General features: G+C 36.5%; 19 protein-coding genes and 1 other RNA gene. 12 read left to right on the top strand and 8 right to left on the bottom strand.

Annotated elements, in window-relative coordinates; all coding sequences use genetic code 11:
- Positions 1-7 precede the first annotated feature (7 nt).
- Positions 8-580 carry an RdgB/HAM1 family non-canonical purine NTP pyrophosphatase gene (gene rdgB / locus FJR08_RS19575; RefSeq protein ID WP_148761172.1) on the top strand — a complete coding sequence of 191 codons (573 nt, stop codon included), beginning with the start codon at positions 8-10 and terminating at the stop codon, positions 578-580.
- Positions 581-582: 2 nt separating this feature from the next.
- On the opposite strand, the gene FJR08_RS19570 is transcribed toward rdgB, so the two are convergent.
- From FJR08_RS19570 to FJR08_RS19560, 3 genes are all read right to left on the bottom strand, one after another.
- The gene (locus FJR08_RS19570) at positions 583-1,929 is read right to left on the bottom strand and encodes a hemolysin family protein (protein ID WP_168634273.1); all 1,347 of its coding nucleotides are present in this window, start codon (positions 1,927-1,929) and stop codon (positions 583-585) included.
- A 90-nt stretch (positions 1,930-2,019) separates the two neighbouring features.
- Complete coding sequence (locus tag FJR08_RS19565) at positions 2,020-2,715, bottom strand: hypothetical protein (protein WP_168634272.1); 696 nt, start codon at positions 2,713-2,715, stop codon at positions 2,020-2,022.
- A gap of 162 nt (positions 2,716-2,877) precedes the next feature.
- Complete coding sequence (locus tag FJR08_RS19560; protein ID WP_168634271.1) at positions 2,878-8,586, bottom strand: alpha-2-macroglobulin; 5,709 nt, start codon at positions 8,584-8,586, stop codon at positions 2,878-2,880.
- Positions 8,587-8,746: 160 nt separating this feature from the next.
- Between FJR08_RS19560 and pbpC the strand changes: the two genes are divergently transcribed.
- The 8 genes from pbpC (at position 8,747) to FJR08_RS19520 (ending at position 18,633) form a co-directional block, all read left to right on the top strand.
- Positions 8,747-11,098 (top strand): penicillin-binding protein 1C, encoded by a 2,352-nt coding sequence (gene pbpC, locus FJR08_RS19555; protein ID WP_168634280.1) that lies wholly within the window; start codon positions 8,747-8,749, stop codon positions 11,096-11,098.
- Between the two features lie 117 nt (positions 11,099-11,215).
- Positions 11,216-11,362 (top strand): hypothetical protein, encoded by a 147-nt coding sequence (locus tag FJR08_RS19550; protein WP_015083478.1) that lies wholly within the window; start codon positions 11,216-11,218, stop codon positions 11,360-11,362.
- Positions 11,363-11,516: 154 nt separating this feature from the next.
- Entirely contained in the window at positions 11,517-11,918 is a 402-nt protein-coding gene (locus FJR08_RS19545; RefSeq protein WP_015083477.1) for a GxxExxY protein, read from the top strand.
- Positions 11,919-12,267: 349 nt separating this feature from the next.
- The gene (locus tag FJR08_RS19540; protein ID WP_148761166.1) at positions 12,268-12,966 is read left to right on the top strand and encodes a hypothetical protein; all 699 of its coding nucleotides are present in this window, start codon (positions 12,268-12,270) and stop codon (positions 12,964-12,966) included.
- Between the two features lie 51 nt (positions 12,967-13,017).
- An RNA gene (gene rnpB, locus FJR08_RS19535) (RNase P RNA component class A) lies at positions 13,018-13,383 on the top strand.
- Between the two features lie 264 nt (positions 13,384-13,647).
- On the top strand, positions 13,648-16,371 hold the full coding sequence (locus FJR08_RS19530; protein ID WP_323294523.1) for a DNA methyltransferase: 2,724 nt from the start codon (positions 13,648-13,650) through the stop codon (positions 16,369-16,371).
- A 201-nt stretch (positions 16,372-16,572) separates the two neighbouring features.
- Positions 16,573-17,295, top strand: a complete 723-nt coding sequence (gene rnc, locus FJR08_RS19525; RefSeq protein WP_168634270.1) for a ribonuclease III — start codon at positions 16,573-16,575, stop codon at positions 17,293-17,295.
- Positions 17,296-17,334: 39 nt separating this feature from the next.
- The gene (locus FJR08_RS19520; RefSeq protein ID WP_168634269.1) at positions 17,335-18,633 is read left to right on the top strand and encodes a hypothetical protein; all 1,299 of its coding nucleotides are present in this window, start codon (positions 17,335-17,337) and stop codon (positions 18,631-18,633) included.
- A 280-nt stretch (positions 18,634-18,913) separates the two neighbouring features.
- Here the strand turns inward: FJR08_RS19520 and FJR08_RS19515 are convergent, their stop codons facing one another.
- The 3 genes from FJR08_RS19515 to FJR08_RS19505 form a co-directional block, all read right to left on the bottom strand.
- Positions 18,914-19,216 carry an RNA-binding protein gene (locus tag FJR08_RS19515; protein WP_168634268.1) on the bottom strand — a complete coding sequence of 101 codons (303 nt, stop codon included), beginning with the start codon at positions 19,214-19,216 and terminating at the stop codon, positions 18,914-18,916.
- 140 nt (positions 19,217-19,356) lie between these two features.
- A complete protein-coding gene (locus FJR08_RS19510) occupies positions 19,357-19,656 on the bottom strand; it encodes an RNA-binding protein (protein WP_168634267.1) in 300 nt (99 codons plus the stop codon).
- Between the two features lie 191 nt (positions 19,657-19,847).
- The gene (locus tag FJR08_RS19505) at positions 19,848-20,717 is read right to left on the bottom strand and encodes a PD-(D/E)XK nuclease family protein (protein WP_168634266.1); all 870 of its coding nucleotides are present in this window, start codon (positions 20,715-20,717) and stop codon (positions 19,848-19,850) included.
- Between the two features lie 122 nt (positions 20,718-20,839).
- Between FJR08_RS19505 and FJR08_RS19500 the strand changes: the two genes are divergently transcribed.
- The 3 genes from FJR08_RS19500 (at position 20,840) to FJR08_RS19490 (ending at position 23,652) form a co-directional block, all read left to right on the top strand.
- The gene (locus tag FJR08_RS19500; protein WP_168634265.1) at positions 20,840-22,267 is read left to right on the top strand and encodes a phosphoglucomutase/phosphomannomutase family protein; all 1,428 of its coding nucleotides are present in this window, start codon (positions 20,840-20,842) and stop codon (positions 22,265-22,267) included.
- Positions 22,268-22,329: 62 nt separating this feature from the next.
- Positions 22,330-22,605, top strand: coding sequence for a lipopolysaccharide assembly protein LapA domain-containing protein (locus tag FJR08_RS19495; protein ID WP_015083467.1), 276 nt, complete (start codon positions 22,330-22,332; stop codon positions 22,603-22,605).
- 417 nt (positions 22,606-23,022) lie between these two features.
- A complete protein-coding gene (locus tag FJR08_RS19490; RefSeq protein WP_015083466.1) occupies positions 23,023-23,652 on the top strand; it encodes a type I restriction enzyme HsdR N-terminal domain-containing protein in 630 nt (209 codons plus the stop codon).
- A gap of 25 nt (positions 23,653-23,677) precedes the next feature.
- Here FJR08_RS19490 and FJR08_RS19485 read toward each other — a convergent pair whose 3' ends face one another.
- Positions 23,678-23,938, bottom strand: a complete 261-nt coding sequence (locus tag FJR08_RS19485) for a tyrosine-type recombinase/integrase (protein ID WP_041458594.1) — start codon at positions 23,936-23,938, stop codon at positions 23,678-23,680.
- Between the two features lie 2 nt (positions 23,939-23,940).
- Positions 23,941-24,860: carboxypeptidase-like regulatory domain-containing protein (locus FJR08_RS19480; protein ID WP_168634264.1), on the bottom strand; the 920-nt coding region annotated here is incomplete at its 5' end.

Genomic DNA, 24,860 nt, shown 5'->3' with positions numbered 1-24,860 from the left:
ATAAGCAATGAATAAATTACTAGTAGTAGCGACAGGAAACCCCGGTAAATTGCGGGAAATGCAAGCTTATTTAGCTGATTCTGGATGGGAACTAGCTTTAAAACCGGAAGATTTGGATGTGGAAGAAACGGGAGAAACTTTTGCGGAAAATGCTGGTCTGAAAGCCTCGGAAATTGCCAAAGTTACAGGTAATTGGGCGATCGCTGATGATTCTGGTTTAAAGGTAGATGCTCTCAATGGTGCGCCGGGAGTGTATTCTGCTCGTTATGGGAACACGGATACAGAAAGGATTGAGAGGTTATTAAGAGAATTAGGTGATCAGGAAAATCGTCAAGCTCAATTTGTGTGTGCGATCGCAGTTGCAAATCCTCAAGGAGAAATAGTGATTCAATCTGAGGGTATTTGTCACGGTGAAATTTTGTTTGCACCTTCTGGAGATGGTGGTTTTGGTTATGATCCGGTTTTTTATGTACCAGAGAAACAATTGACTTTTGCTCAAATGACGACGGATTTAAAAAAATCAATTAGTCATCGTGGTAATGCTTTAAAAGCCTTAGTTCCTCAATTATTGAGCATTTAAGATTAAGAATCTAAAATTTTAATTTGGATTTGGTGAAGACGCGGACCAATAATTGAGATCACCGTAAATTCAAGATGATCATAATTAAAGATTTCGCCTTTCTTGGGGATTTTTTGGCATTGATAAAGTAAAAATCCGCCCAAAGTCAGATATTCTCTAGTTAAAGGTAAATTAAGATGTAAAACTTGATTAACTTCTTCTAGATTGATTTGAGCTTGCACTAAAAATGTCTGTTGGTCTACCATTTGGATCAGCAAATCATTAATGCTATCAAGTTCACCGGAATGACCGATAATTTCAGCAATAATGTCTTGAGTAGTCACCAGTCCGACAGTTCCCCCAAATTCATTGACTACCATTACCATAGAGGGTTTCTCTTGCTGCATCATTGGCAAAATTTCACTTAATAGGGTTTGTTCTGGCACAAATCGGGGCGAACGCATCCACGGTTGGATTTGTGTTTCTGGTGTGATTTTTCCTAAAGCCAAGGGTTGTGCTAAATCTTGAAAGTAAACTATACCGCGAATGTCATCTAAAGATTCGCCAATGATCGGATAACGAGAGTGACCAGTAGATGCTATTTCCTCAAGTAATCCCTGAAAACTGGCGGTTATGGGTAAAGCAATAATGCTAGTTCGGGGAATCATGATGTCTTCAGCCGTAATATCTCCGAATTCAAAGACGTTATTTAAGAGTTCTCGTTCTGCATTTTCTAAACCTGTAGATTCTCGTTCTGTGGAGATAATTAATTGTAATTCTTCTGGTGTGACTGGAGGCCGCCAACTTTGTCCCGTGTATTCAATCCCAAATAATCGTAATAGCCAATAAGTTGAGTGGTTGAGAACCCAAATAAAGGGACTAAAAAAACGGACTATTGATTTAACTGATGGACCTAAAAGCCTAGCTAGATGTTCTGAATACAACATTGCTACTGATTTTGGACACAATTCGCCTAAGACGATTTGTAGGTAAGCAATGGCAAAAAAGGCCATGGGGACCGATAAAGAATGAGCTAGTAGATAATTAATTCTGAAAGGTAACGGCCAGGAATCGAGCCATTTTTCTACCAATACAGCAATTGTACTTTCGCCAATCCAACCCAGTGCCAGACTAGAAAGGGTGATACCTAGTTGGGCTGTAGATAGTAGTCTATCAATACTACGCTGTAGTGTTTCCACAGACATCGCCCGGACATCACCGGCTTGTACTAACTGTTGAATCCGAGTTCGCCGCACTGTCACCATTGCAAACTCTGCCGTCACAAAAAAGGCATTGATAGCAATTAGCACTAGCACACTACACAACCGCAGCCCCACATCTGTCCAACTTAAAGTAGAAAGATCACTCACTGTCTAAGGTGATGTCAAATTTGACATTAGTGTAAGAAAATACGATCTAAAATCCTGCGACTGACCGAAATTGAAGTCCAAAATGGAATCTTAATTCCCTTTTTCTACAGGAATATCAGATAATTGTAACTTGAGTTTCTGAGCAGGATAATCAGTCAAAGATAGAGATATCTGTTTGACATCATCAAGTAAAGCTGTGGGAATGCTAATTGTACCTTTAAATTCCGCACCTTTTGCGGGCAATTCTGCTGGTAAACCTTCTGTAATTGCACTCAAAGTTCTGCCTTTATCGTCGGTAATATCTAAAAAACTATAGAGAAACCGCACAGAATCACCACCTTTATTCTGCATATTCACTTTTAGTAGTAAATCACCACCCGAATAGCGGATAGATTTTACAGACATAGTTACACCTTCACTTTCAGCAGTTATAGGAAATCCTGGTTGAGAAGTTTCTGGTGCTGCGGATTTTTCCTGTGGCTGCGGCTGGGTAATTTTAATTTCTTCTTCTTCTGATTTGTCTGGTTTATTACCCTTTTTTTTGTCGCTAATTCGTGATTTCACGACTTTGAGAATATCTTCTTCTTTTAAGAAAGCTTCACTTTCCTGTTGGGGGTTATTGGCTTTGCTGCTGTTAAATTTAGTCGCAGGACGACCATCTGGTGTAGTGACACCTTTAAGTGCCATACTTCCCAAGGTAAAGCCCAAAAAACCACTTGCAGAACCAGCACCCAACATGAGGGTTAACAAAATTAAGGTTAGTAGTACAGTAGTATTTATTTTCATTGCAGTTATCAGCGAATAGGAATTCAGATTTAGTTACTATATATGCTACTCAGGATTTTTGAGTTTGGCATTATTAATCTTAGCAAAATTTACAACTCTATGCCATTGATAGGAGTTGAGGGGTCTTATATCTTTGCTTTCTTTCTGCCCGCGCTCAAATTATCACTTTTTTTCTGCCAATATTAAAGTAGAATCTGCACTTCGTCCAAATTCTTCTGGTGCATATTGAAGATGAACTTCCGCACCAGGCCAAATAAATGTTCCTGGAGTCACAGAACGAACTAAATAATGTAAACTATAAACTCCCGGTTCGAGATGATTTGCATAGGAAATAATTCGATCTTTATGGATTGTTTTATATCCTAATTGCCAATTATCGGCTTTTGCTTGTAATGCTGGTGTTGCTGTTTGAAAACTATCATCTACAGCTTCAAATCCTGCGGGTAAGGGGTCTTTTATGACTACATGATCTACAGGATGATCTGTAATTATTTCTAACCCAATATCAAAGACTTGTCCAGGTTGTAAAGTTAAAGGTTTATCAAAAGCATACATTCCAGTTTTTTGAATAACTTTCTCTTCATTGACTTTACTAATTTCTCGCGTTACTCGTAACCCGTTAAATCTTCCTGGTTGATTTCCTTGTAACCGATATTTGTAAGCAACTAAATAATGTAATCTGCCTCTTCCAGATTTTTGTAACCATAAATCACGATTACCTTGGGGTAATTTATTCATGGGAACATTTATTTGCAAGTTGGGATTTTGATAGCCATTAAAACGGGTTTCTCCTAATTTCTGATTTGCTAATTTTACCGTAGTCCTAAAATTAGGTGGTGTGGGTTGAAGTTGACTATATGCAACTAAAGCTGTGAATGCCTGGGCGTTATTATAACTAGATTCCCATGCGCCATCTCTGCGTAAATTAAGAAGACTTTGCAGTAATTTATCAATGATTTCTGGGTTGGTTTTTTGGTCAATAAATAACCGTAAAGCTTGGGCTTGGGTGACAGTATTTGAACTCATCCAACTCCAACTTTGAGGTAAGTTTACAACTGCGGTACGTCCAGTTTCATAAATATTATTTTGGAATTGCACATGCATAATTTGCGCTTGATTTTGCCATTCAGGAAATTGATATAGATATCTGGCTAATTTGATTTGAGTAACTAGATCAAAATCATCACGTTGTTGATAAATATCTGACAGAAAACTATTGCGTTTATCTCCTAATTGTGCTAAGGCAATCAAAGAATTTAGTTGCAATTGAGATTTACAAAGTTTCTGTTTACAAAAGTCATATTGTCCAGGATTTGCAAGAACATTTTGCAGATAAGTTTTCAGAGTAGAGATGATTTTACTATCAACCAAATCAGGAAAAATTTGATTAGCTTTGACTAAAGATTCTGTTGCATAACTAGAAACCCAAGGATCTGATTTTTGTTGTCCTGGAAATGCTGCAAAACCACCATCTGCTATTTGCAATTTTTGTAATTGTGCAATTGCTAATTTTGCTTGTGCTTGAGGATTAAATTCTGCAAAGGTTTGATTATATTTTTGGGTGAGGGTTTGCAGATTTGCCGCAATTAATAATTGACTTGCGGCTGGTTCTGCAAATGGTAAATTATTATTTTCTAAAACTTGTTTTGCAGGTGCTGTAATTTCCGGAATTAAGGTACTGGCTAATTGAATATCTAAACCTCCGGCTTCGCGGCAGGTATTTTTATTAATATTCAGGGGAATTTTTAGCTGTTTTTCACTAACACCAGTTTCTACAACTTGTTCAGTAATTTCTAAAGGTTTAATTTCCAAAGGGACAGTAAAAGCATCAGCAATATTATTTAATTGGGTGGTAAATGTGAGTTTACCTTGTCCCACATTACCCGCTATCATGGGGAAGCGATAAGCTTGGGTTGCTGACTCGGCTTTTGGTTGTAATGTGGTGGTTTTGGGATTATTTTCTGCGAAATTGAGAGAACCGCTAAGTTCACCTTTAATATTGAGGTTTCCGGTGTTTGTGGTGGTATTGGTGACGGATAAACCTGCCAAAATGCGATCGCCTGTGCGGGCAAATTGTGGCAGAATAGCATTAGTTATTAATGGCTTTGTGGTGATAAATGTTGCGTCACCATTGCCAAACCGCAAATTTCCATCTGTAGCCACTACCATTATCCGCCAAGTTGTTAAATTATCGGGTAATTTAAAGGTGATTTTGGCTTTACCATTTTCATCACTAATTACCGAACCATTGTAATAAGCTAAAGCTTGAAAATCTTCACGAATCCGAGTATTTGCTAAAGCATTGGAGAAGCCACCACCATAACCCCAACCCTTGGGTAAACTTGCCGATAATGGGGCTAATTTAACATGACGACGATTATCACTAAATCGGGTAGAAATTGGTTGTTCTGCATAGACAGTATCTACCAAATTTGGCGGACGATAACCAGTTAATTGTAATATGGCTTCATTCACCACCATGACAGTAAATTGTCCTGTGGTTGGTTTTCCTTGATCATCTTTTAATTCCAGTTCTACATTTGCTTCTTTTCCTGGTTCTAAAGATTTTTCAACTGGGTTAATTTGTACCTTTAAATATTTATCTGCTAGGTTAACTTTAAAATCTGCAAAACCAATTCGGGCTAAATTTTCTAAACTTCCCAGTTCTATTTGATTAAGTGGTTTACCTTGTCTAACTAACACCGCTTGTACTGCTGCATTAGGTAACATTTCTGGCGTAATTGGAAACTGAATTTGGGGCGCACCTCCTTTAATTTTGATTACTTGTTGATAGAGAGATTTATCTTTAATTACCGCAAAATATAATTCTCCTTCTGGGTAAGGAGATTGAATTAAAGCTGTAGCAGTTTCTCCAATTTTAAACTCCTTTTTGTTTAATTTAACTTCTAATTTGTCTTTTTCCTCTCCACCCCAAAATACTTGATTTTCTCCTGTTACCCAAATTTGTAAATCTGTGGCTGTAATTTCATCTTTATTATCACTAAAATTAGCACGAATTCGATATGAACCTGATACCGTAGGCTTTAAATTGACTGTTTGGGGAGTATTCCCAGATGTAATATCTGTTTTCCCAACTGTCTGATATTCAACTTGATTTTGTGGAGTTTTACTACCTTCAACGATTTTGGTAACGCTGCTATATTTCATCTGTTGTAATTCCAGATGTATCCTTTGATTTTCTAGAGGTTTTCCCGTTGGGTCAGTGACAATAAATTCTATAGGAAAATCTTTGCCAGCGTCAGCGACAAAATTCGTTTTTAAACCAATGATTCGGTTACTGGGTAAAGCAGTAAAAGTTTGGGAATTACCAACCGATAAATTAGAAACATCACTAATTTGCACGTCTACCCGGTAAGTCATGGGGTAGGGTAAATCTTTAGCTACAGTTAAGGTTTGATTACTTTTCCCATTCGCATCTAATTTAGTGTTAGTTTGTAAAACATCATTAGGAACATTGGGACTTTCTTCCGGCCAAAACCATTGTCTCCCAAAACTAAATTCTTCCCAACCTTTAGGGATAAAATTAGCCTGTTGACGAGTGACAAAATATTTAGCTTCTCCTCCTTCCACTGGGGAACCAAATAAATAATTACTTCCTACTTGCACATCAATTTTGTCATCAATTACCGCATATTTTTTATTTAGCTGTAAATCAACTTTAAAATTTGGTGGTTTAAATTCTGCTACTTGAAACTCTCCAGAAATTTCTTGTCCCTTGTTACCTTTTGCTTTAATAGTATAAAATCCTAAAGGCTGATTTTTGGGAATCGGTAACTCTAAAGAAAATGTACTAAATTCATTAGTTGTTTTTGTGCCTAAATCTGTATTTTTCCCAGTAGTATTGACTAGAGTTAATTGATAAACTGCATTTTTATCTTCCTGAACTTTACCTTTTTCTAAATAATCTGCAAAAGCAGTAAAAGCCGCTTTTTCTCCGGGTTGATATAACTTTCTATCAGAAAAAATTATGCCTCGTGATTCTGGTTTATCAGCTTCCCAACCAGCATCAATTCCATAACCATAAGCACCACTATATTCTTCATTTCTAGTAAATGCCCAATCTTGATTTTCACTAGCAATTACTAATAATTGTGGTAAACTAGATTTTAATTTGGGATAACATTGGATTAATTGATTATTTTCAATAATCAAAATTCCCTTTTCATCAGTTTTCCCAGTTGCACATGGTACAGGTTGAGGACGAGATTTATCAGCTAATTTTGATTGATAAACTTCAATATTTGCCGCCTTAACTGGTGAACCATTACTAAGATAATGAACCCGAATTAAACCGGATTCTGGAAACCATTGAGAAAAGATACCTAAATTGGTTAATTGTACCATTCCATAAGTTGTGGGTTCTCTCCACAATTGTTTACCGTCTTCTTGATATTTATGAGTTCGTGCTTGCACTCCATAAGCTAACATTCCCTGAGTAGTCCCTAATTTTTCTTTGAGGGGAACATTGATAGTTAAGGATTGATTTTGCTTACCATTAATTGTGAAATCTTGCCATTTAGCAGGTTCGGGTAATAAATCATTAGCAGTATTTGTATAAACTAAATCTGTTGGCTTAACAATACGATAAGCTGCTTGATATTTTGATTCTGGTAAATTAATAGTATCAATATTAATTTGTAGATCTTTATCTGTGGGGAAAATATTTAAATCTGAGGGTACAGAAATATTCCCAGCTATATCACCAGTATCATATTTAATTGTGAGTGGTTTACCTAAAGTTTGTCCAAATTTATCTTTGAGATTTTTCTCAATATTAATTGTATAAGTAGTAGCTGGTTCTAAAGCATAAGGATTAATGCTGACAATTCTATCTTCTTCAGAAATTTGCAGTACACCATCAATGTTTTTTGGTGTTGGCTTAATTTTAATATTTTCCTTAACGGAATCTGCTAATAAAAGATTATTAAATTCTAACTGGGGACTACCTTTAATAAATCTGCCATAAGTTCCACCTGAATCTGGTTCTCCATAAGGTTTAATTCCCACAAATCCCAAAGGTGAATAAGTCGCTAATTTACTGACAAATTCTTTTTGACTTGGTAAATTACCATTAGCAGGAAGAATACCAGGAGAAAAAGTTAAACGGTAAGGTGTGGCTTTTTCCAGATTTTGCTGAGGAATCAGATTATAAATCCAATTTTTAGTTGCAGGATCAAATTTTTCTAAAGGATCTAAATTTTCTGGTGTTTCTTCCTTCGCTAATTCCACCTTAAAACCCACACCTTGAGTTTTACCTTCAGGAATTAACTGTAAATGCTTTTGGACAGAATCTAGATCCAATGCTAAATTAGAGGTAAATTGCAACTTTGGTTGTAAATCAATTGGTTCAACTTCCGCTTTTTCCATGGGGTTAACCCCTGGTAAATTAGTAATTTGAATAGATTCAGTATTAAAAGTCCAAGCCAAATCTTGATTTAAGCGATGATTTTTTAAATCAGCTAAACCAGCTTTGAGAGTAACCTTAACTCGCGTCGCTTTCGGTATAGCTTTATCAGCTTGAAAACCCACCATACGCGGAGTTAAAAAGCGAAACTGTCCCGGTAAAGGAGGCCAAATGGCAAATTTAGTTAATAAATTTTGTTGTTGGGGACTATCAAGACTTTCAATAGGAATTACAGCTTCTTTAAAACGGATACGAATTTGCCCCAGAGGTTTTGCATCTCCCACAGGACTGATTTGTTCTATCCAATCTGGTAACTTTGGCGTTATTAACGACTCAACCATTGGTAATTGTTCATTACCTGATTGAATACCAACAAAATTACAACCCGTCATTCCGCATACGAGAATAACAATAACCAGGAACTTAAATATTTTTATGATCTTCATATTAAATAAAATGTAAACATCGCATTCCTCTCTTCCTCTGTGTTCTCTGTGCCTCTGTGGTTAGATAAAAAATTCTGTACACAAATCAAAAAGGATTGATATATAGATAACTAATCTAGTGTGACAATTCCCAACAAACCATACAATTCTTAATATTGTGATGAATTTACTAACTCATGTCCTCAAAACTCTTACTCTTCGCGCCTCTGCGACTCTGCGTGAAATAAAATCATATAAATTGAAACTAAAGCGCAACTACAAACTAAATAAAATTATTTTCTCCTGCATATTGATATGTTTTCTAGTCCGATTATGCCCCTATTTTGCACCTATTCATAGTGTAGATATTGCCCAGCATCAATTAGCAATAGAGTTTACAGATCGGAATAATTTACCATTAGGAACTGTATTAACCAGTGATCAAGAAAATACATCAGTTGTGAAATTAAATCAAGTTTCACCTCAATTTATCAAAGCAATTTTGGCGGCTGAAGACGGTAGTTTCTATCAACATGGGGCGTTAGATTTAAAAGCGATTTTGCGGGCAATTAAAATAGGAGTAGAAAATAAAAAAATTGTTTCTGGTGCTTCCACAATTACCATGCAATTGGCGAGAATGTTGGATAATTCACCGCGAACAATGACTGCAAAATTAAAAGAGGTTTGGTTATCGTGGCGATTAGCTGCGGGAATGACTAAAGATGAAATTTTAGCTGCTTATATTAATCGTCTCCCCATGGGCGGAAATATTTATGGGGTGGAAGCTGCGGCGCGAATTTACTTTGCTATTCCTGCAAGTGATTTAAACTTGGCACAAGCTTCTATTTTAGCAGCAATTCCTAATAATCCCACTTATTTTAATCCTTATCAACATCAAAAAAGATTACAGCAACGACAGAAATATGTGTTAAACAGAATGGTACAGGAAAAATATATTTCTGATGCAGAAGTAGAACTTATATATCAAGAGAAAATAATATTTAACCCCCAGCAACAGGGAATTATTGCTGCACCACATTTTTTATTTTGGTTAGCAACAAAAAACAATACGCATAATACAGAATCATCACCTATTCGTACGACAATAAATCGCCCTTTACAGCAATTTGTGGAAGCACAGGTACAACAAGTAATTTCTTCTTTAAAGGCGAATAATGTCCATGATGCAGCAGCGGTAATAATTGACAACTCCTCTGGGGAGATTTTAAGTTATGTCGGTTCGCCTGATTATTTTAATGATGTGAAATTAGGGCGAAATGATGGAGTCCAAGCTTTGCGCCAACCAGGTTCTACCTTAAAGCCATTTGTGTATGAATTAGCTTTAGAAAAAGGCGTAATTAGTCCTCATACTATTTTGGCAGATGTTCCTACTCATTATGCAATTCCGGGAGCAAAATTATATAGTCCGACAGATTATACTAACAGCTTTCTTGGTCCTGTCAGAGTCAGAGTTGCTTTGGCGAATTCTTTAAATGTACCTGCGGTAAAGGTATTAGAAAAGGTGGGTGTAGAAACTTTTTTAAATCGGCTGCATGAATTGGGTTTTGCACATCTAAATCAAGATGCTGAATATTATGGTTTAGGGTTGACTTTGGGTAGTGGTGAGGTGAATTTATGGGAACTGGCTAGTGCCTATTTAACTATGGCTAATATGGGGAAAATCACACCATTGGTAACTACATTAAATAGTTCTCCAATTGCCAATTCTCAATCTTTAGTTTCCCATAATTGGCAATTAATTATTGATATGTTAAGCGATCGCTATGCCAGATCCACAGCTTTTGGTGTAGACTCAGTGTTAAATTTGCCCTTTCCCGTCGCTGTCAAAACTGGTACATCTTCAAACTATCGTGATACCTGGACTGTAGGCTTTAGCAGTGATTATACTGTGGCTACGTGGGTAGGTAATTTCAACGGTGAACCCATGCGTCAAGTTTCCGGTGTCACAGGGGCTGCACCTTTGTGGAATAGAATCATGTTAAATCTGCACGAACATCAAGCCCCCGCTGATTTTCCACCTCCAGCAGACATGATAAAATTGCCTATCTGCGCCACCACAGGGTTAAAACCTACACCTAGCTGTACTTCAGTAGTTCAGGAATATTTCTCTGTCAAAGATAAAATTGCCTATCAAAAATCTACGGATTTCCATTTATCACCTGTGTATGATCAATGGTTAGCAAAACAACCACAATTGAATTTTAATCCTGATAATTTCCGCATTATCTCTCCTCGTAATGGGGATTTATTTCTGCTGTATCCAGGTGGAGACGGACAGCAAAAATTAGAATTTAAAACTAGTGGAACATTAAATCAGTCCATAGACTGGTGGCTAAATGATCAGCATTTATCTACACAATCAAGTAATGGGATATTTTGGCATTTACGCCCTGGTAATTGGCAGTTAGAAGCTAGAACTGGCAAGCTACACGACCAAATAAACTTTCAAGTAAAGTTAGGAAATATCCAACCTAAAAAACAAGGTTTTTCTGTAGCAAATCCCACTAAATAATAGAATATTAGAGATTGATGAATTTTGCATAATCATCTCAATCTTTTATCCGGGAGTTGATAAATCAAAGTTGATAATGTAAGTGTGGTTAAAAATTTTCAGGAAGTGAAAATAGTCATGAAAAATACACAAGAACGCAAGTCTACTAAAAAGAAACAGTCTTTTTCTCCTGTTGATATTGGGACTCCTAAAGTACCAGTTCGGAAAACTAAAGCTAAAAATCAACAGTCTGAATCACTCAGCGACTGGGAACACGCGAGTTAATTTATGAACTGCTTTTCTTTCCCTGCATCTGTCTAAACTATGATTTGTAGTGATTTTGGTGATCATGATGATTTAATATGGTAATCATTGAATCAAAGTAATTATAGTTTAGACAATAATCAAGTAAGGTAGGGTAAGTTAGGGTCAAAAAAAGATGATCAATGAAAAGTATAAATACTCGGAACTGACATCCAAAATCATTGGATGTTCTATGACTGTGCATAAAACATTGGGTAATGGTTTTCAAGAAGTAATTTATCAAAGGGCATTGGTAATTGAAATGCAATTAGCGGGTATTTCTTTTGCAAGAGAATTTGAAATGCCGATTTTTTATAAAAAACAACAAATAGGAACACGACGAGTAGATTTTTTGGTCGAAGGTGTTATTTCAGTTGAAATAAAAGCAGTAACTAAATTAGAAGACGTTCATTTTGCACAAGCAATTAACTACTTAGAAGCATATAATCTTGAGATTGGGTTACTAATCAATTTCGGTGAAACCAGTTTGAACTTTAAAAGACTTACTAATAAGAAATATAAAACGTCTGAACTATGATTCTTATGATTTGGATGATTCTTGTGATTTTTATGATTTTTATGATTTGGATGATTTAGAGTCACACCTGTAAAAATCACATTCAATTGCATCATACAACTTCATCACATAAATCACATAAATCACATAAATCATAAAACGTCTGAACTATGATTCTTATGATTCTTATGATTTGGATGATTCTTGTGATTTTTATGATTTGGATGATTTAGAGTCACACCTGTAAAAATTACATTCAATTGCATCATACAACTTCATCACATAAATCACACAAATCACATAAATCAAAAAAATCATAGTTTAGACTATGTTACAATTTTGAAATTGGTAGAAAATCAGGGTTATAAAAATGCAGAGTGGCGACCAAAATCTGATTATTTTGATGATTTATATACTTGTTGTCTATTGGACAATCAATCGCATGATTGCATCTATAGACGATATAGTAAAAGTTGATTTCCAAAAAGGTGCTGTTGATGATCAATTAAAAGCACAAAATCTCCAAGATACAGTGGGTATTTCCTTCAAGACAGGTACTTATGGACTAGATAAAGTGGAAACTGATCTAAAAGAATTATCAATGAGTGTTGAAAATAAATCAGATAGTATTGCCATATATGTTGACTGGGATAATAGTTCTTTCGTGGTTGAACATAGCAAGCAGTCGCGGCGGGTAATTCGCAAATCTCCTGACTTAACCCGCGATTTAGCTATATTCCAAGTTCCGACAATTATCGCTCCTAAAAAGACAATTTCTGAAAATGTCACCGCAGAAGATGTTTTTCAAAGAGATAAAGAATCAGGAGTCTATAAACCGGCCTCACCTTTAATTAATGTAGCGGGAGTTAAAGGGAATAAAAAGTTATATAAAGACTTTTTAGATGGCAAAAAAAATTTAGAATTTTCCTTACAACTTGTATTGCGAATTTCAGAAATCAGAGCCGGTATTGCACCGGGAATAAATGTTCCTCCAGTGTCAATTATTAATTGTCCTTTTACTATTAAAAAAATCCCTTGGACCTACGCTTTACCTTGGAATAAAAAGTAATCTATCTGAGTCTTGCGATTTTCATGTAATTAAAAGTAAACTAGAGAAAGAGAGAGTAGGCGTAGGCAGTTGCAGATTAGTCATTCAGACTGATTTGAGGAAAGTCCGGGCCCCCGAAAGACCAGACTTGCTGGATAACGTCCAGTGCGAGTGATCGTGAGGATAGTGCCACAGAAAGATACCGCCAGTCAATTTATTGGTTGGTAAGGGTGCAAAGGTGCGGTAAGAGCGCACCAGCAGCGTCGAGAGGCGCTGGCTCGGTAAACCCCGGTTGGGAGCAAGGCCACAAGGAACTACGGTTGGTCTTTTACCAGTTCCGCTGAAAAAGAGCCGCTAGAGGTGTTTGGTAACAAGCATCCCAGATAGATAACTGCCCTCGCAAGAGAACAGAACCCGGCTTACTACCGACTCTCTCTTTTTAAGCGAATTATGGATTTTTTATTTTCCATAGTTCGTTTTTTCAATTACTACAGAAAATGAGAGAGACTGAAACATTTTAGCTAATGACATTTTGAATAGAGCTATTTGACAACTTATGACATAATATATAGCTGTGGTTATTATTAATTTCTAATTAAGAAACTGCAAAATATAAACTTAAAACCACTATTCTTTACCCAGAAATTATTAACTATGCCATTAAGCTGGAACGAAATCAAAAGTCGAGCGATAGCGTAAGCGCTGACTTGTCAGTTCGCATTTTCTCAAGAATGGGAACATGAAACCTCAGAAGATGCAGAAGCTAAATCATTTTGGGATGGGTTTTTTCATGTTTTTGGTATTTCTCGTCGCAGGGTGGCAACATTTGAACAATCTGTCAAAAAAGCCGATAATAAACAAGGTTTTATTGATTTACTCTGGAAGGGTGTAATTTTAGTAGAACATAAATCTAGAGGAAAAAGTCTCGATAAAGCTATGCAGCAAGCCAAAGATTATTTCCCTGGTTTAAAAGAACATGAATTACCAAAATATATTTTAGTTTCTGATTTCCAAAAGTTTAAACTCTACGATTTAGATACTAATATTACCACAGAATTTGTCCTCAAAGATTTTATTAATCAGGTTCATTTATTCGGTTTTATTGCTGGTTATGAAAAACGCACCTATAAAGATGAAGATCCGGTCAATATCCAAGCCGCTGAATTAATGGGTAAACTACATGATAAACTAGAAGCAGTTGGTTATCGAGGTCATGATTTAGAAGTCTATTTAGTCCGGTTACTCTTCTGTTTATTTGCTGATGATACAGGCATTTTTGATAAAGGTATTTTTTGGGAATATATTGATTTACATACTAAATCAGATGGTAGTGATTTAGCAATGCACATTGCTTCTATTTTTCATACATTAAATACACCACCGGAAAAAAGATTAACAAATTTAGATACTAATTTCGCTCAGTTTCCCTATGTGAATGGGAAATTATTTGCAGAGGTTTTACAACCCGCTGCTTTTGATAGCAAAATGCGGGAAATGTTTTTAGAAGCTTGTGGTTTTGACTGGGGTAAAATCTCACCGGCTATTTTTGGTTCGATGTTTCAAGCGGTCATGAATCCCACAGAAAGACGAAATTTAGGCGCTCATTATACCTCGGAAAAAAATATTCAAAAGTTGATTAAACCTCTATTTTTAGATGATTTATATTTAGAATTGGAAAAGGTCAAAAGTAATCGGGGTAAACTCCAAGAATTACATCAAAAAATCGCTAATCTTTATTTTCTTGATCCTGCTTGTGGTTGCGGTAATTTCCTAATTATCACCTATCGGGAATTGCGAAATCTAGAAATTAAAATTTTGCAAGCATTGAATAAAAATGGACAGCAATTTATTAATATTCAAGATATTATTAAGGTTAATGTAGATCAATTTACGGGTATTGAATATGATGAATTTGCGGTGCGTGTTGCGGAGGTGGCAATGTGGTTAATTGATCATCAAATGAATATTCAGGTTAGTCATGAATTTGGTCAATATTTTTTTAGAGTTCCTTTAACTAAATCTGCGAAAATTGTTCATGGTAATTCATTAAGAATTGATTGGGAAACCGTTGTCGACAAGGAAAAGTTAAGTTTTATCTTAGGAAATCCCCCATTTGTTGGAAAAACTTACCAAAATGCACAGCAAAAAGCAGATATGCAATATGTTTGTAATAGTATAAAAAATTCAGGTGTTTTAGATTATGTAAGTGCTTGGTATATCAAAGCTGCTCAGTTAATACAAAATACAAATATTCGTTGTGCTTTTGTGAGTACAAATTCTATATCACAAGGTGAACAAGTTGGGATTATTTGGCAGGAACTTTACAATAATTACAAAATAAAAATACATTTTGCTCATCGTACTTTTAGTTGGAGTAATGAAGCTAAAGGTAATGCTGCTGTACATTGTGTAATTATTGGTTTTGGTTTAGAGGATATTGAAAATAAGAGAGTTTTCGATTATGTAAATATTAAGGGTGAACCAACTGAGAGGAAAGTTAAAAATATTAATTCATATTTAGTAGAAGGTAATGATTTAGTTATATTGAAAAGAAGTAAGCCGATTTGTAATGTACCGGAAATGATTTATGGTAATAAAATTGTTGATGGTGGATTTTATCTGTTTAATGATGACGAAAAAAAGGAATTTCTTGATAAAGAACCTATGTCCAATAAATTTTTTAAACCTATTTTGAGTGGTGATGAATTTTTAAATGGTAAAAATAGATGGGTTTTATATTTAAAAGATGTTAATCCAAACGAAATAAAAACATTACCTAAAGTTGTTGAAAGGTTAGAATCTGTTAAAAACTATCGTTTGGAAAGCACAAAACAGCAAACTCGTGATATGGCTAATTTCCCTACTCTGTTTGCAGAACAAAGACAATCTAACAGTGATTTTTTGCTAGTTCCACGAACATCTTCAGAAACAAGAAAATATATTCCCTTTGGATTCTATTCAAAAGATTTTATTGTCAATGACAGTTGTATAGCTTTACCTAATGCTACTCTCTATTTATTTGGTATTCTCACTTCAGAAATGCACATTACATGGGTAAAATATGTATGTGGAAGATTAAAAAGTGATTATCGCTATTCCAATACCATCGTTTATAATAACTATCCCTTTCCTGAAAACGTCAATGAGAAACAAAAACAGAAAGTAGAAACAGCCGCGCAAGCAGTATTAGACACCAGAGCAAAATATCCTGATAGTAGTTTAGCCGATTTGTATGATCCCTTGACAATGCCACCAGACTTAGTAAAGGCACATCAAATATTAGATAAAGCCGTAGACTTATGTTATCGTCCCCAGCCCTTTGTCAGTGAATTAAATCGAATTGAATTTTTATTTAGTCAATATGAAGCCTTAAATGCTCCCTTACTCAAACCAGAGAAAAAGAAAAGAACGAAAAAAAGCAGTTAATTGTTAAATAAAATTAATATAAAGTAAACTTCTACCATAAATTTATGGTATGCTGTCTTACCTCAATTCCACATTCCGCAGCTAGTTGCAATTCTGAGAATATGCAGACGGAAAATTTTTCCACAAAAAACAACTTGTACTTGTACTCCATAATTTAATGCTAAGTTAAGAGTTATTAGCCCTTTTTTCCACACTTACCTAATGTCCAGCGTTTATCCCCGAAGACAACGGCAGCTTGAAAGTTTAGTCCAAAAGTTTGGTTTGTCACTAAATGCACCAGTAAAATGGCAATTATTGGACTTGGCACTAACTCATCCTACCGTCTCCGATACTGCCAATTATGAACAACTAGAATTTGTCGGCGATGCGGTAGTACGTCTCGTGGCGGCTGAGGTATTATGGGAACATTATGCTGATTGCTCAGTCGGTGATTTTGCCGCTATTCGCTCAGTCTTAGTGAGCGATCGCATTCTCGCCCAACTAGCAAGAGAATATGGTTTAGAATTATATTTATTAGTGGCTGGTAGTGCCACCGCTGATCATATCGGCCAAGAATCACGATTAGCAGATTCTTTTGAAGCCGTTCTAGGGGCGCTTTACCTTAGCACCAACAATCTCAATCTGATTCGTCCTTGGCTAGATTCCCATTTCCAACAGCTAACCACAGAAATCCGTCTTGACCCTGCTAGACTTAATTATAAAGCAGCTTTGCAAGAATGGACTCAAGCCCAATTCAAAGTTCTCCCAGAATATCGAGTTTTGGAAGTCAGTCAACCCCACCGCACTCATGAACGCTTCTTTGCTGAAGTTTGGCTACATGAAAAAATGTTAGGACAAGGAAAAGGACGCTCCATTAAAGCCGCTGAACAAGCCGCTGCCAAAGTTGCCTATTCAGCAATTAGCATACCTGTTACAGATGAGTAATTATAGCAACCGCCAAAGCGCTTAGAACATCAATTGATCATGAAACATAAATTAAACTATGATCACTACTATCATGACTGTTATCATGAACAACAGTTAATCTATCAGCACTTATTAAAGTTAGTGCAAAAAGAATCTCCCGACCAAATGTTGGCTATATTTCGGTCCCTATTTATTGAAAGAGCGAATTATCCTGAACCAGAAATTTTGCCAATTTTAGACAAAATTACCGCATCTAAGACCGCACCTGAAGAATTTAAGTTTTTTCTGAATCGGTGTTGTCATATTCTCATCAACTACTGGCACCTGAAACCCTTGCTACATAGTGCAATTGCTGATTTAATAAGTTTATTTAATGGCATACCCACTACTTATAAAGTTAATAATTTACGTTCCCGCGAAATTAGCCGTCTCCGTGAATTAATCAAACAGTTTGTTGGCAGCGAACAGTATTTAATTTTACAACGATTTACTCAGGTAGTAAATGAGACTTATCCTCTAGCGAAGAGACGAGATGATCAACCACTAATGACCTTAATTCGCCGTTATCCTTATCTATATGAACATTATTTAATGACTGAAGACTCTACCTTTGAACAAAAAGAAACTGTGAGACATTTTCAATCACAGGTACAAAATAAATTTGAAATTTATTTATCACAATATGTCACTTATAAAGTGCGGCGAATTCAGATGTTGCAAAACACGACAACGGCTGAAGCTAATCGAATTTTGCGCCCGGTAAATAATCCGACATTGTTAACTGATAGTGAATTATATACCACCTTAAAGTATTTTGTTGGTAAAGTCGAACATGGTAATACATATCATGAATCAGCCCAACAATTCATAAAATACGGCGGACAAGCTGCAAATTTCCGCAATTTTAAAAATGATTTATATGAATATTTAATATCTTCCGTAGATAACTCCTACGGAAAAAAACAATTTAATCAAAAACTATATAAATATTTACAAAATATTTTGCCTCAAGCAGATGAACAAAAAGTTAATGATTTATTATTGATGAGAACTTGTGGTAATTTATTAAACTTTTTAGTTGTTCATAACAAATCATCACCACAGCATTTTGTGTTCTTGGATTTGATTAGTAATCAAGGAACAGTCCCCACAATGGGTTTATTATTAAAAATTGTCCTGATTTGTCGGAAAGTAAAACCACATTTAGAAGGAAAATTTGCAATTTTATTTAATCACTATGAAAACTCTACCACTAATTCTGTTAGCTGGTTAGTGGAAACTTTAGAACAATTGAATATTGCGTTTAGCATTAATTTCAGTGGTATTGACTTATCATTCTTTAAGAGATTTTGTTAAAATATAAGTTTACTGAAAATTTGAGAAATCGGACAATAGCATGAATTGAAACGGTTATATATAGCAGATTTCGCTCTAATGAGGTACAAACTTGAATTATGAAACTCTTGTAGTGCGGGCATACTATGGCTAACGCCACGCTGCGCTATCGACAAGCTCAGTACAAGTCTTGCCCGCTAGATATGTACCTCATAACACCGGAAAGTGCTGTATAAATTAAAAAAAGACAGAGATTTCCTCTGTCCTAAAAATATGATAATTAGAGTCTTAATGGCAAAACTTAGTAACGGTCGCGTCCACCACCACCATATCCACCACGTCCACCACCACCACCACGATCTTCTTTGGGTTTAGCTTTGTTAACTTTTAACCCACGTCCCATCCATTCAGCACCGTCAAGTGCTTCAATTGCGGCTGTTTCTTCTGCCTCTTTTTCCATTTCTACAAAGGCAAAACCTCTTTTCCGACCAGTTTCCCGGTCAGTGGGTAGTTGGACTCTCTTCACTTTTCCATATTCTGTGAAAACCCCAGTTAGGTCATTTTCCGTAACCTCATAGGATAAATTGCCGACGTAAATTGACATTGAATAGCTCCGAACACTAAAAATTTGACTTTTTCTTTAACTATAATATCAGCACTGAGATAAAATCCGCCATAGGACTTAAAAAAGACACATATTTTGTGTGTCTTGATAAAATTATGATTTATTGTGGATGTTCAAACTTAGTAACGGCGAGAATAGCCGCCACCGTCGCCACCCCGTCCACCACCACCACGATCTTCTCTGGGTTTAGCTTTATTAACTTTCAAGCTGCGTCCCATCCATTCAGAACCATCAAGTGCAGCAATTGCTGCTTCTTCTTCTTCATCTGAACTCATTTCTATAAAGCCAAAACCCCGGACACGTCCGGTTTCTCGGTCAATAGGTAGTTGAGCTTTTTTTACAGTTCCATATTCTGCAAAAACCTGCTTGAGGTCTTCTTCTCCGACTTGATAGGACAAATTACCGACGTAAATTGACATTGAATAGCTCCAGAAATTAAAAAATGGGCATTTACAGTATGAATAAAAGAAATGCCTCAACCATATAATACCCGTAATTAAGGTTTATTTTCTAATTGGGCATAGAAATTTTTTCTCCGGTAGCATAACCCTCCAAATCACCAACCGTCCCATACAACAACTAGCCAAAGCCCAAATCACCAAAGTACGACTCACGAAGATGTGGGAGAAGGATGAGATTTTGTAATTGGCATGGAATAGGATTTTGGTAGTTTTAAATCAGCAAATTCACAGATAGAATTAAAAGCACAAAAACGGCAATGGTTGCCGGGATTTGGGGGAAATATTTGACTGAAGTTGCTATTTTTAGCTTCATATTGTTGCAAATCTTCTTGATGTTGATGGGCAATATTTGCTAACTCAGATTCTAAAGCTTTAAACTCACTATTACTAATAGTAATTAATTCCGATTTTTTACAAACTTCCAAATTATAAAAAGATGCAACTGCGGGTTTGCCAGGATAAAGATAACGGGCTGCAAGTAAATAAACTAATGCTTGTCTGTGGTCAAAAGCCGATCTACCCGTTTTAAAATCTAAAATATGTAAGGTGCTATCAGACTCAATAAATATACAGTCCATAGCGGCATATAACCGAAAGCAATAATCTTGTTTTTCAATCACAATCGGTTTAGGAAAACCTTCATCACCGGAAGTTAATTCCAGAATCCGCTTACCTAATAATAAAGGGGCATTTTGATATTTTCTTAAAATTTGCAATACCCGATATTTAACAGTTTCATGAGTCTGACTCAATCCCAATAACCTCGCCACTTTTTCCACACCATCAGCCTGAGTTAACCAATGCAGGTGATGATGAAATTCATATACGCCTTTTTGGGCAAGAATGCCAATGCGCTGGGGTGGGGTAGCTGTTGTCAATAAAGCTTTAACTTGGGGTTCATGCTGTCGCGCTTTGATAAATCCTCTTCTCATTTGGCAATGCCAATGTTCCTGTCCCCGGCTGGGGGCAAATAAAGACCAAAGGTGGTAACTAACAAAGGGTCTATCGGGGGTTGACATTGCTCATGTAGAGTGAGAGAAATTACTTTGGGGATACTTGCGGCTTAGTGGCTGTTCCACAGCTTTGCGGGATGCTTCCTAATAGTAAATAGCAATAATCATGCACGGGAGAGAGTGGCAATATGAGTAACCCTAGCAATTCCGGTAAAATCAAGTTTGGGACTGACGGCTGGCGCGGAATTATTGCCGATGATTTTACTTTTCCCAATGTACGGAAAGTAACCAGGGCGATCGCTAGTTATCTGGAAACTGCCTATAGTAAAGACAAACCGGTTTTAATTGCCTACGATACGCGGTTTTTAGCAGACGAGTTTGCCCGGACATCTGCCGCAGTTTTGGCGGATTTGGGCTGGAATGTGAAAATTACTGATCGGGATTGTCCCACGCCAGTAATTGCCTACAATGCGCGTCTGCTCAATTCCGCAGGGGCTTTGATGTTTACTGCTAGTCATAATCCTGCACCCTATTGTGGGATTAAATATATTCCCGATTATGCAGGTCCTGCAACTCCAGAAATTACTGATACTATTGTGGCCAATATAGAAACGGCATCGGACGAGTTACCCGGTAGTAACCCATCTGGTTCAATTTCTACTTTTGATCCGAAGCCCGATTATCTAAATTTTATCTACACCTTGTTAGATGTGGAAAAAATTAAAAGTGCGAATTTAAAGGTCAAGTATGATGCCCTTTATTCTACCTCACGGGGATATTTAGATGAAGTCTTGCAACACTGTGGTTGTCAATTAGAAAGTTTCCACGATTGGCGAGATGTGCTGTTTGGTGGTGGTATGCCTGAACCCAAAGGGGAACAGTTAGTTGAGTTGGTGGCAGCGGTGAAAGCTGATCATGCGGATTTGGGTTTGGCTACCGATGGTGATAGCGATCGCTTTGGTATTGTTGATGAACAAGGTAATGTTCTCACTCCCAATACAGTGTTGTTAGTTCTAGCACGGCATTTGATTAAAAACAAGGGTAAGAGCGGTGCAATTGTTAGGACTGTGGCAACTACGCATTTATTAGATAATTTTGCTGCTAAGTATGGCTTGCAAATTTATGAAACTGCGGTAGGTTTTAAATACATTGGTGAGAAAATGCGGGAAACCGCTGTTTTGATTGGTGGAGAAGAATCCGGTGGTTTAAGTATCATTGGCCATATTCCTGAAAAAGATGGGGTTTTAGCAGATATGCTAGTGGCTGAGGCGATCGCTTATGAAGGTAAGCCTTTAAGTCAGTTGGTACAGGAAGCGATCGCTGAAGCTGATGGTCCTTTGTATAACAATCGCTTGGATTTACACCTCACAGAATCTCACAAGGTTGCCGTGATTGATTCTTATACCCAAAATCCGCCGTCAGAAGTGGCAGGAATTGCGGTGAAAGAGGTGGGAAGGAAAGATGGTATTAAACTGTATTTAGAAGAGGGTAGCTGGGTATTGCTGCGTCCTTCTGGAACAGAACCTTTGGTGAGAGTGTATATGGAAACTAACTCACCAGCAAAACTTAGTCAGATTGCTAAATTCATGGAAGCTGAAATTGCTAAGTTAGCATAGACAGTGTAGAGACGTTCCATGGAACGTCTCTACATTTTTGGCAACGTTTATATTTTAAAGTTATGATTTTGAAAATATTGGCGAATTTTTTAATATTACTAATTATAGCTATTTGGGTAGTAGCGATCGCTCTCATTTCTGTCCAAAATGCTACTTCTGTATCTTTACGGTTTTTGGGTTTTCAATCAATCCAAATTCCCTTGGGGTTGATGTTAGCTTTTAGTGTGGCTGTGGGTTTGTTAGGTACAGCAGTTTTGCAGCCTCTCTGGGGGTTGGGAGAGTCGCAATCTAGGGTAGATGAGGATGCAGAGTTTTTTGTTGATGATGAGGATTTTTAGAAGTTTTTAGATCCCCGACTTCTTTGATAAATTTTGTTATTTATCAAATTGAATTTGTAGAAGTCGGGGATCTTGATTTTGGGTTTTTCTCACGTAAAGACGCAAAGAGAAAGAGATAAAAGATAACCCACTTAATTAATTTTCATGCCGATTTAACCAAGTTACTAAATCAGAGATAGTTTTAATTCGCTCAATTGCTTGTCTATATTGAGTTTCCCATGATTATTGACCTCTGCAAATACCCCCTTGACAATTTCCCCTTTTCCTTAACTTGTCACCAATGATTGTTCCTCGCCATGACAGGTAATAGTCATTGTTCCTCGCCATAAGAAGTTCCGGTAAATATTTATATAATATAATAGGAGTTAAATTTTACCAATCACCAATTCCCAATCACCAATCACCAATTCCCAAATTATGACACAAACACTCCAAGCGAGAGATATTGATTTACGCTACTTAATTGATAATTTTGGCATTGAGTTAGTTTTAGATGGACAATTATTTTGGGAATGGCAAGAAGAATTACCAGAACTTACAGATTTAGATAAACAACTTTTAAACAAAATAAAAGCTGGTTACTTGAATCTTCTCAATTATCCGCCATTACTAGAAGATGTTGTCCGCATGGCAGTTGTAGATCCGATACTTTTTATCGGTGATTTTTACCTATCTCCCTTTTATGTAAAATCAGAAGAATCTATAGATATTGCCGTACCAGATGAAGACGTAATCATCAAAGGCAGAATGGATATTTTAGTTTTAAAAGACCAATTCTGGGTGATGATTATTGAATCAAAAAAAGCTTCTTTTTCTATTGAAGAAGGACTCGCACAAATTCTCTCTTATATGTTAGGTAATCCCTATCCTGATAAACCCAGTTTTGGGATGATTGCCACAGGTAGCGAGTTTATTTTTGTGAAATTAGTAAAAGGAAAACCACCCCGTTATGCTTTATCAAAAGGTTTTTTAATGCGTAATCCTGGAAATGAATTGTACGACGTGCTGCGTATTCTCAAGCATTTAACTCAATTGGTAACTGCTTGAATTTTTCAAAGTTGGCTCAGTGTACCTAACTATTGCGGCTCGCAAACATAAACGCTCCGGCTTCACGCGCTCGGTGAGCGAAATCATGTCGCAGATCATGAAAAGTTACATCATGGATAAGTTCCCACTCTTCAACATTTGCTTGTGCTTTAATGTTTTTCCACCAGCGATGAATGCCCGCTTCAGTTAGCCGCTCACTGCGTTGAGAAGTAAAAGTGTAAAAACTCTCAGTATCTCGTCCACCGTGATAAATATATTCATACAAAGGTCGCGCGGCTATTGACACCACTACAACAGGTTTTTTTCCACTGACGGACTAAGTCGTAAATTTAGCTGTTGATAAGGTTCAGAGGATTCACTTAAATCTATTGTTTTTGGTTCTGCTGGAATATTATTGATCAAAAGATTATACTTACGGTCAATTAATCCCTCTAGATAATACATCCCACCACTACCCGTAATAGAAAAAACCCTGTGATTAGAAGTAGAAGATACAGCTTCAACCCTAGCACCAGAGACAACTTTTCCCTTAGCATCAGTCACAGTTCCCGATAGGGTGTAGGATCTAGCAAAGGGAATAACAACTTCTGTAAAACCTCCCGCCACAACTTCAATCGCCACAGCCGTATTTTTAGTAGGAGACCAATCTAAAGGATAACCAGAAAGATCTAAATCCAGGCGATACATTCCTGGTTTTAGGGATGCAATAATCCCATTATCGGTAACTTCTGATCGATATTGGAAAACAGGCTTGTTATTGACAATTAAAAGTGAACCTGAGTTCTTGAGAATTAAAGGCTCTGTCGGCTCTTTAATGCCATTGTTATTCTTATCAAAAAATGGTTTAAAAAGAATACCGTTATCCACTCTGGGTCTAGCCTGGAAAGAATCATTTAAACAAAAACCACGTTTGAAGTCAAAGCAAGATGCAAGGGAAAGCCTAAATCTATCTGCATTTGATCCTAAACCAATATTACTATAATTAGCTTGTAAAAATAAACCAGAAAAGATTTCATGGGCAAAATTAGTAATAAATCCCGATCCTTCTGAGCCAATGCTATAGCCTAAATCTATCTCGAACTTAGACTTATTAGGCTTAAACCGCCAACTTAGAGATAATAAAGAATTACCTGTGGAACTGGTGGAACTAATTGGGGCAAGGGTTTGATAATTTAAAACTAGAGAACTATAAGAATTGTATTCCTTCA

The sequence above is a fragment of the Dolichospermum sp. UHCC 0260 genome, assembly GCF_009711985.1.
In the GTDB taxonomy this organism is placed as follows: domain Bacteria; phylum Cyanobacteriota; class Cyanobacteriia; order Cyanobacteriales; family Nostocaceae; genus Dolichospermum; species Dolichospermum lemmermannii.
Note: the sequence above shows the minus strand (reverse complement) of the source record. Positions and strands in the feature narration are given on the sequence as shown.

Bases quoted from the DNA above. Each gene is read 5' to 3' on its own strand.
- FJR08_RS19495 (WP_015083467.1), top strand. From the start codon at position 22,330: ATGATTTTGAAAATATTGGCGAATTTTTTAATATTACTAATTATAGCT.
- FJR08_RS19550 (WP_015083478.1), top strand. From the start codon at position 11,216: ATGAAAAATACACAAGAACGCAAGTCTACTAAAAAGAAACAGTCTTTT.
- FJR08_RS19560 (WP_168634271.1), bottom strand. From the start codon at position 8,586: ATGAAGATCATAAAAATATTTAAGTTCCTGGTTATTGTTATTCTCGTA.
- FJR08_RS19545 (WP_015083477.1), top strand. From the start codon at position 11,517: ATGATCAATGAAAAGTATAAATACTCGGAACTGACATCCAAAATCATT.
- FJR08_RS19515 (WP_168634268.1), bottom strand. From the start codon at position 19,216: ATGTCAATTTACGTCGGCAATTTATCCTATGAGGTTACGGAAAATGAC.
- FJR08_RS19540 (WP_148761166.1), top strand. From the start codon at position 12,268: ATGCAGAGTGGCGACCAAAATCTGATTATTTTGATGATTTATATACTT.
- rnc (WP_168634270.1), top strand. From the start codon at position 16,573: ATGTCCAGCGTTTATCCCCGAAGACAACGGCAGCTTGAAAGTTTAGTC.
- FJR08_RS19510 (WP_168634267.1), bottom strand. From the start codon at position 19,656: ATGTCAATTTACGTCGGTAATTTGTCCTATCAAGTCGGAGAAGAAGAC.
- rdgB (WP_148761172.1), top strand. From the start codon at position 8: ATGAATAAATTACTAGTAGTAGCGACAGGAAACCCCGGTAAATTGCGG.
- FJR08_RS19505 (WP_168634266.1), bottom strand. From the start codon at position 20,717: ATGTCAACCCCCGATAGACCCTTTGTTAGTTACCACCTTTGGTCTTTA.
- FJR08_RS19490 (WP_015083466.1), top strand. From the start codon at position 23,023: ATGACACAAACACTCCAAGCGAGAGATATTGATTTACGCTACTTAATT.
- FJR08_RS19565 (WP_168634272.1), bottom strand. From the start codon at position 2,715: ATGAAAATAAATACTACTGTACTACTAACCTTAATTTTGTTAACCCTC.
- FJR08_RS19500 (WP_168634265.1), top strand. From the start codon at position 20,840: ATGAGTAACCCTAGCAATTCCGGTAAAATCAAGTTTGGGACTGACGGC.
- FJR08_RS19520 (WP_168634269.1), top strand. From the start codon at position 17,335: ATGAAACATAAATTAAACTATGATCACTACTATCATGACTGTTATCAT.
- pbpC (WP_168634280.1), top strand. From the start codon at position 8,747: ATGAATTTACTAACTCATGTCCTCAAAACTCTTACTCTTCGCGCCTCT.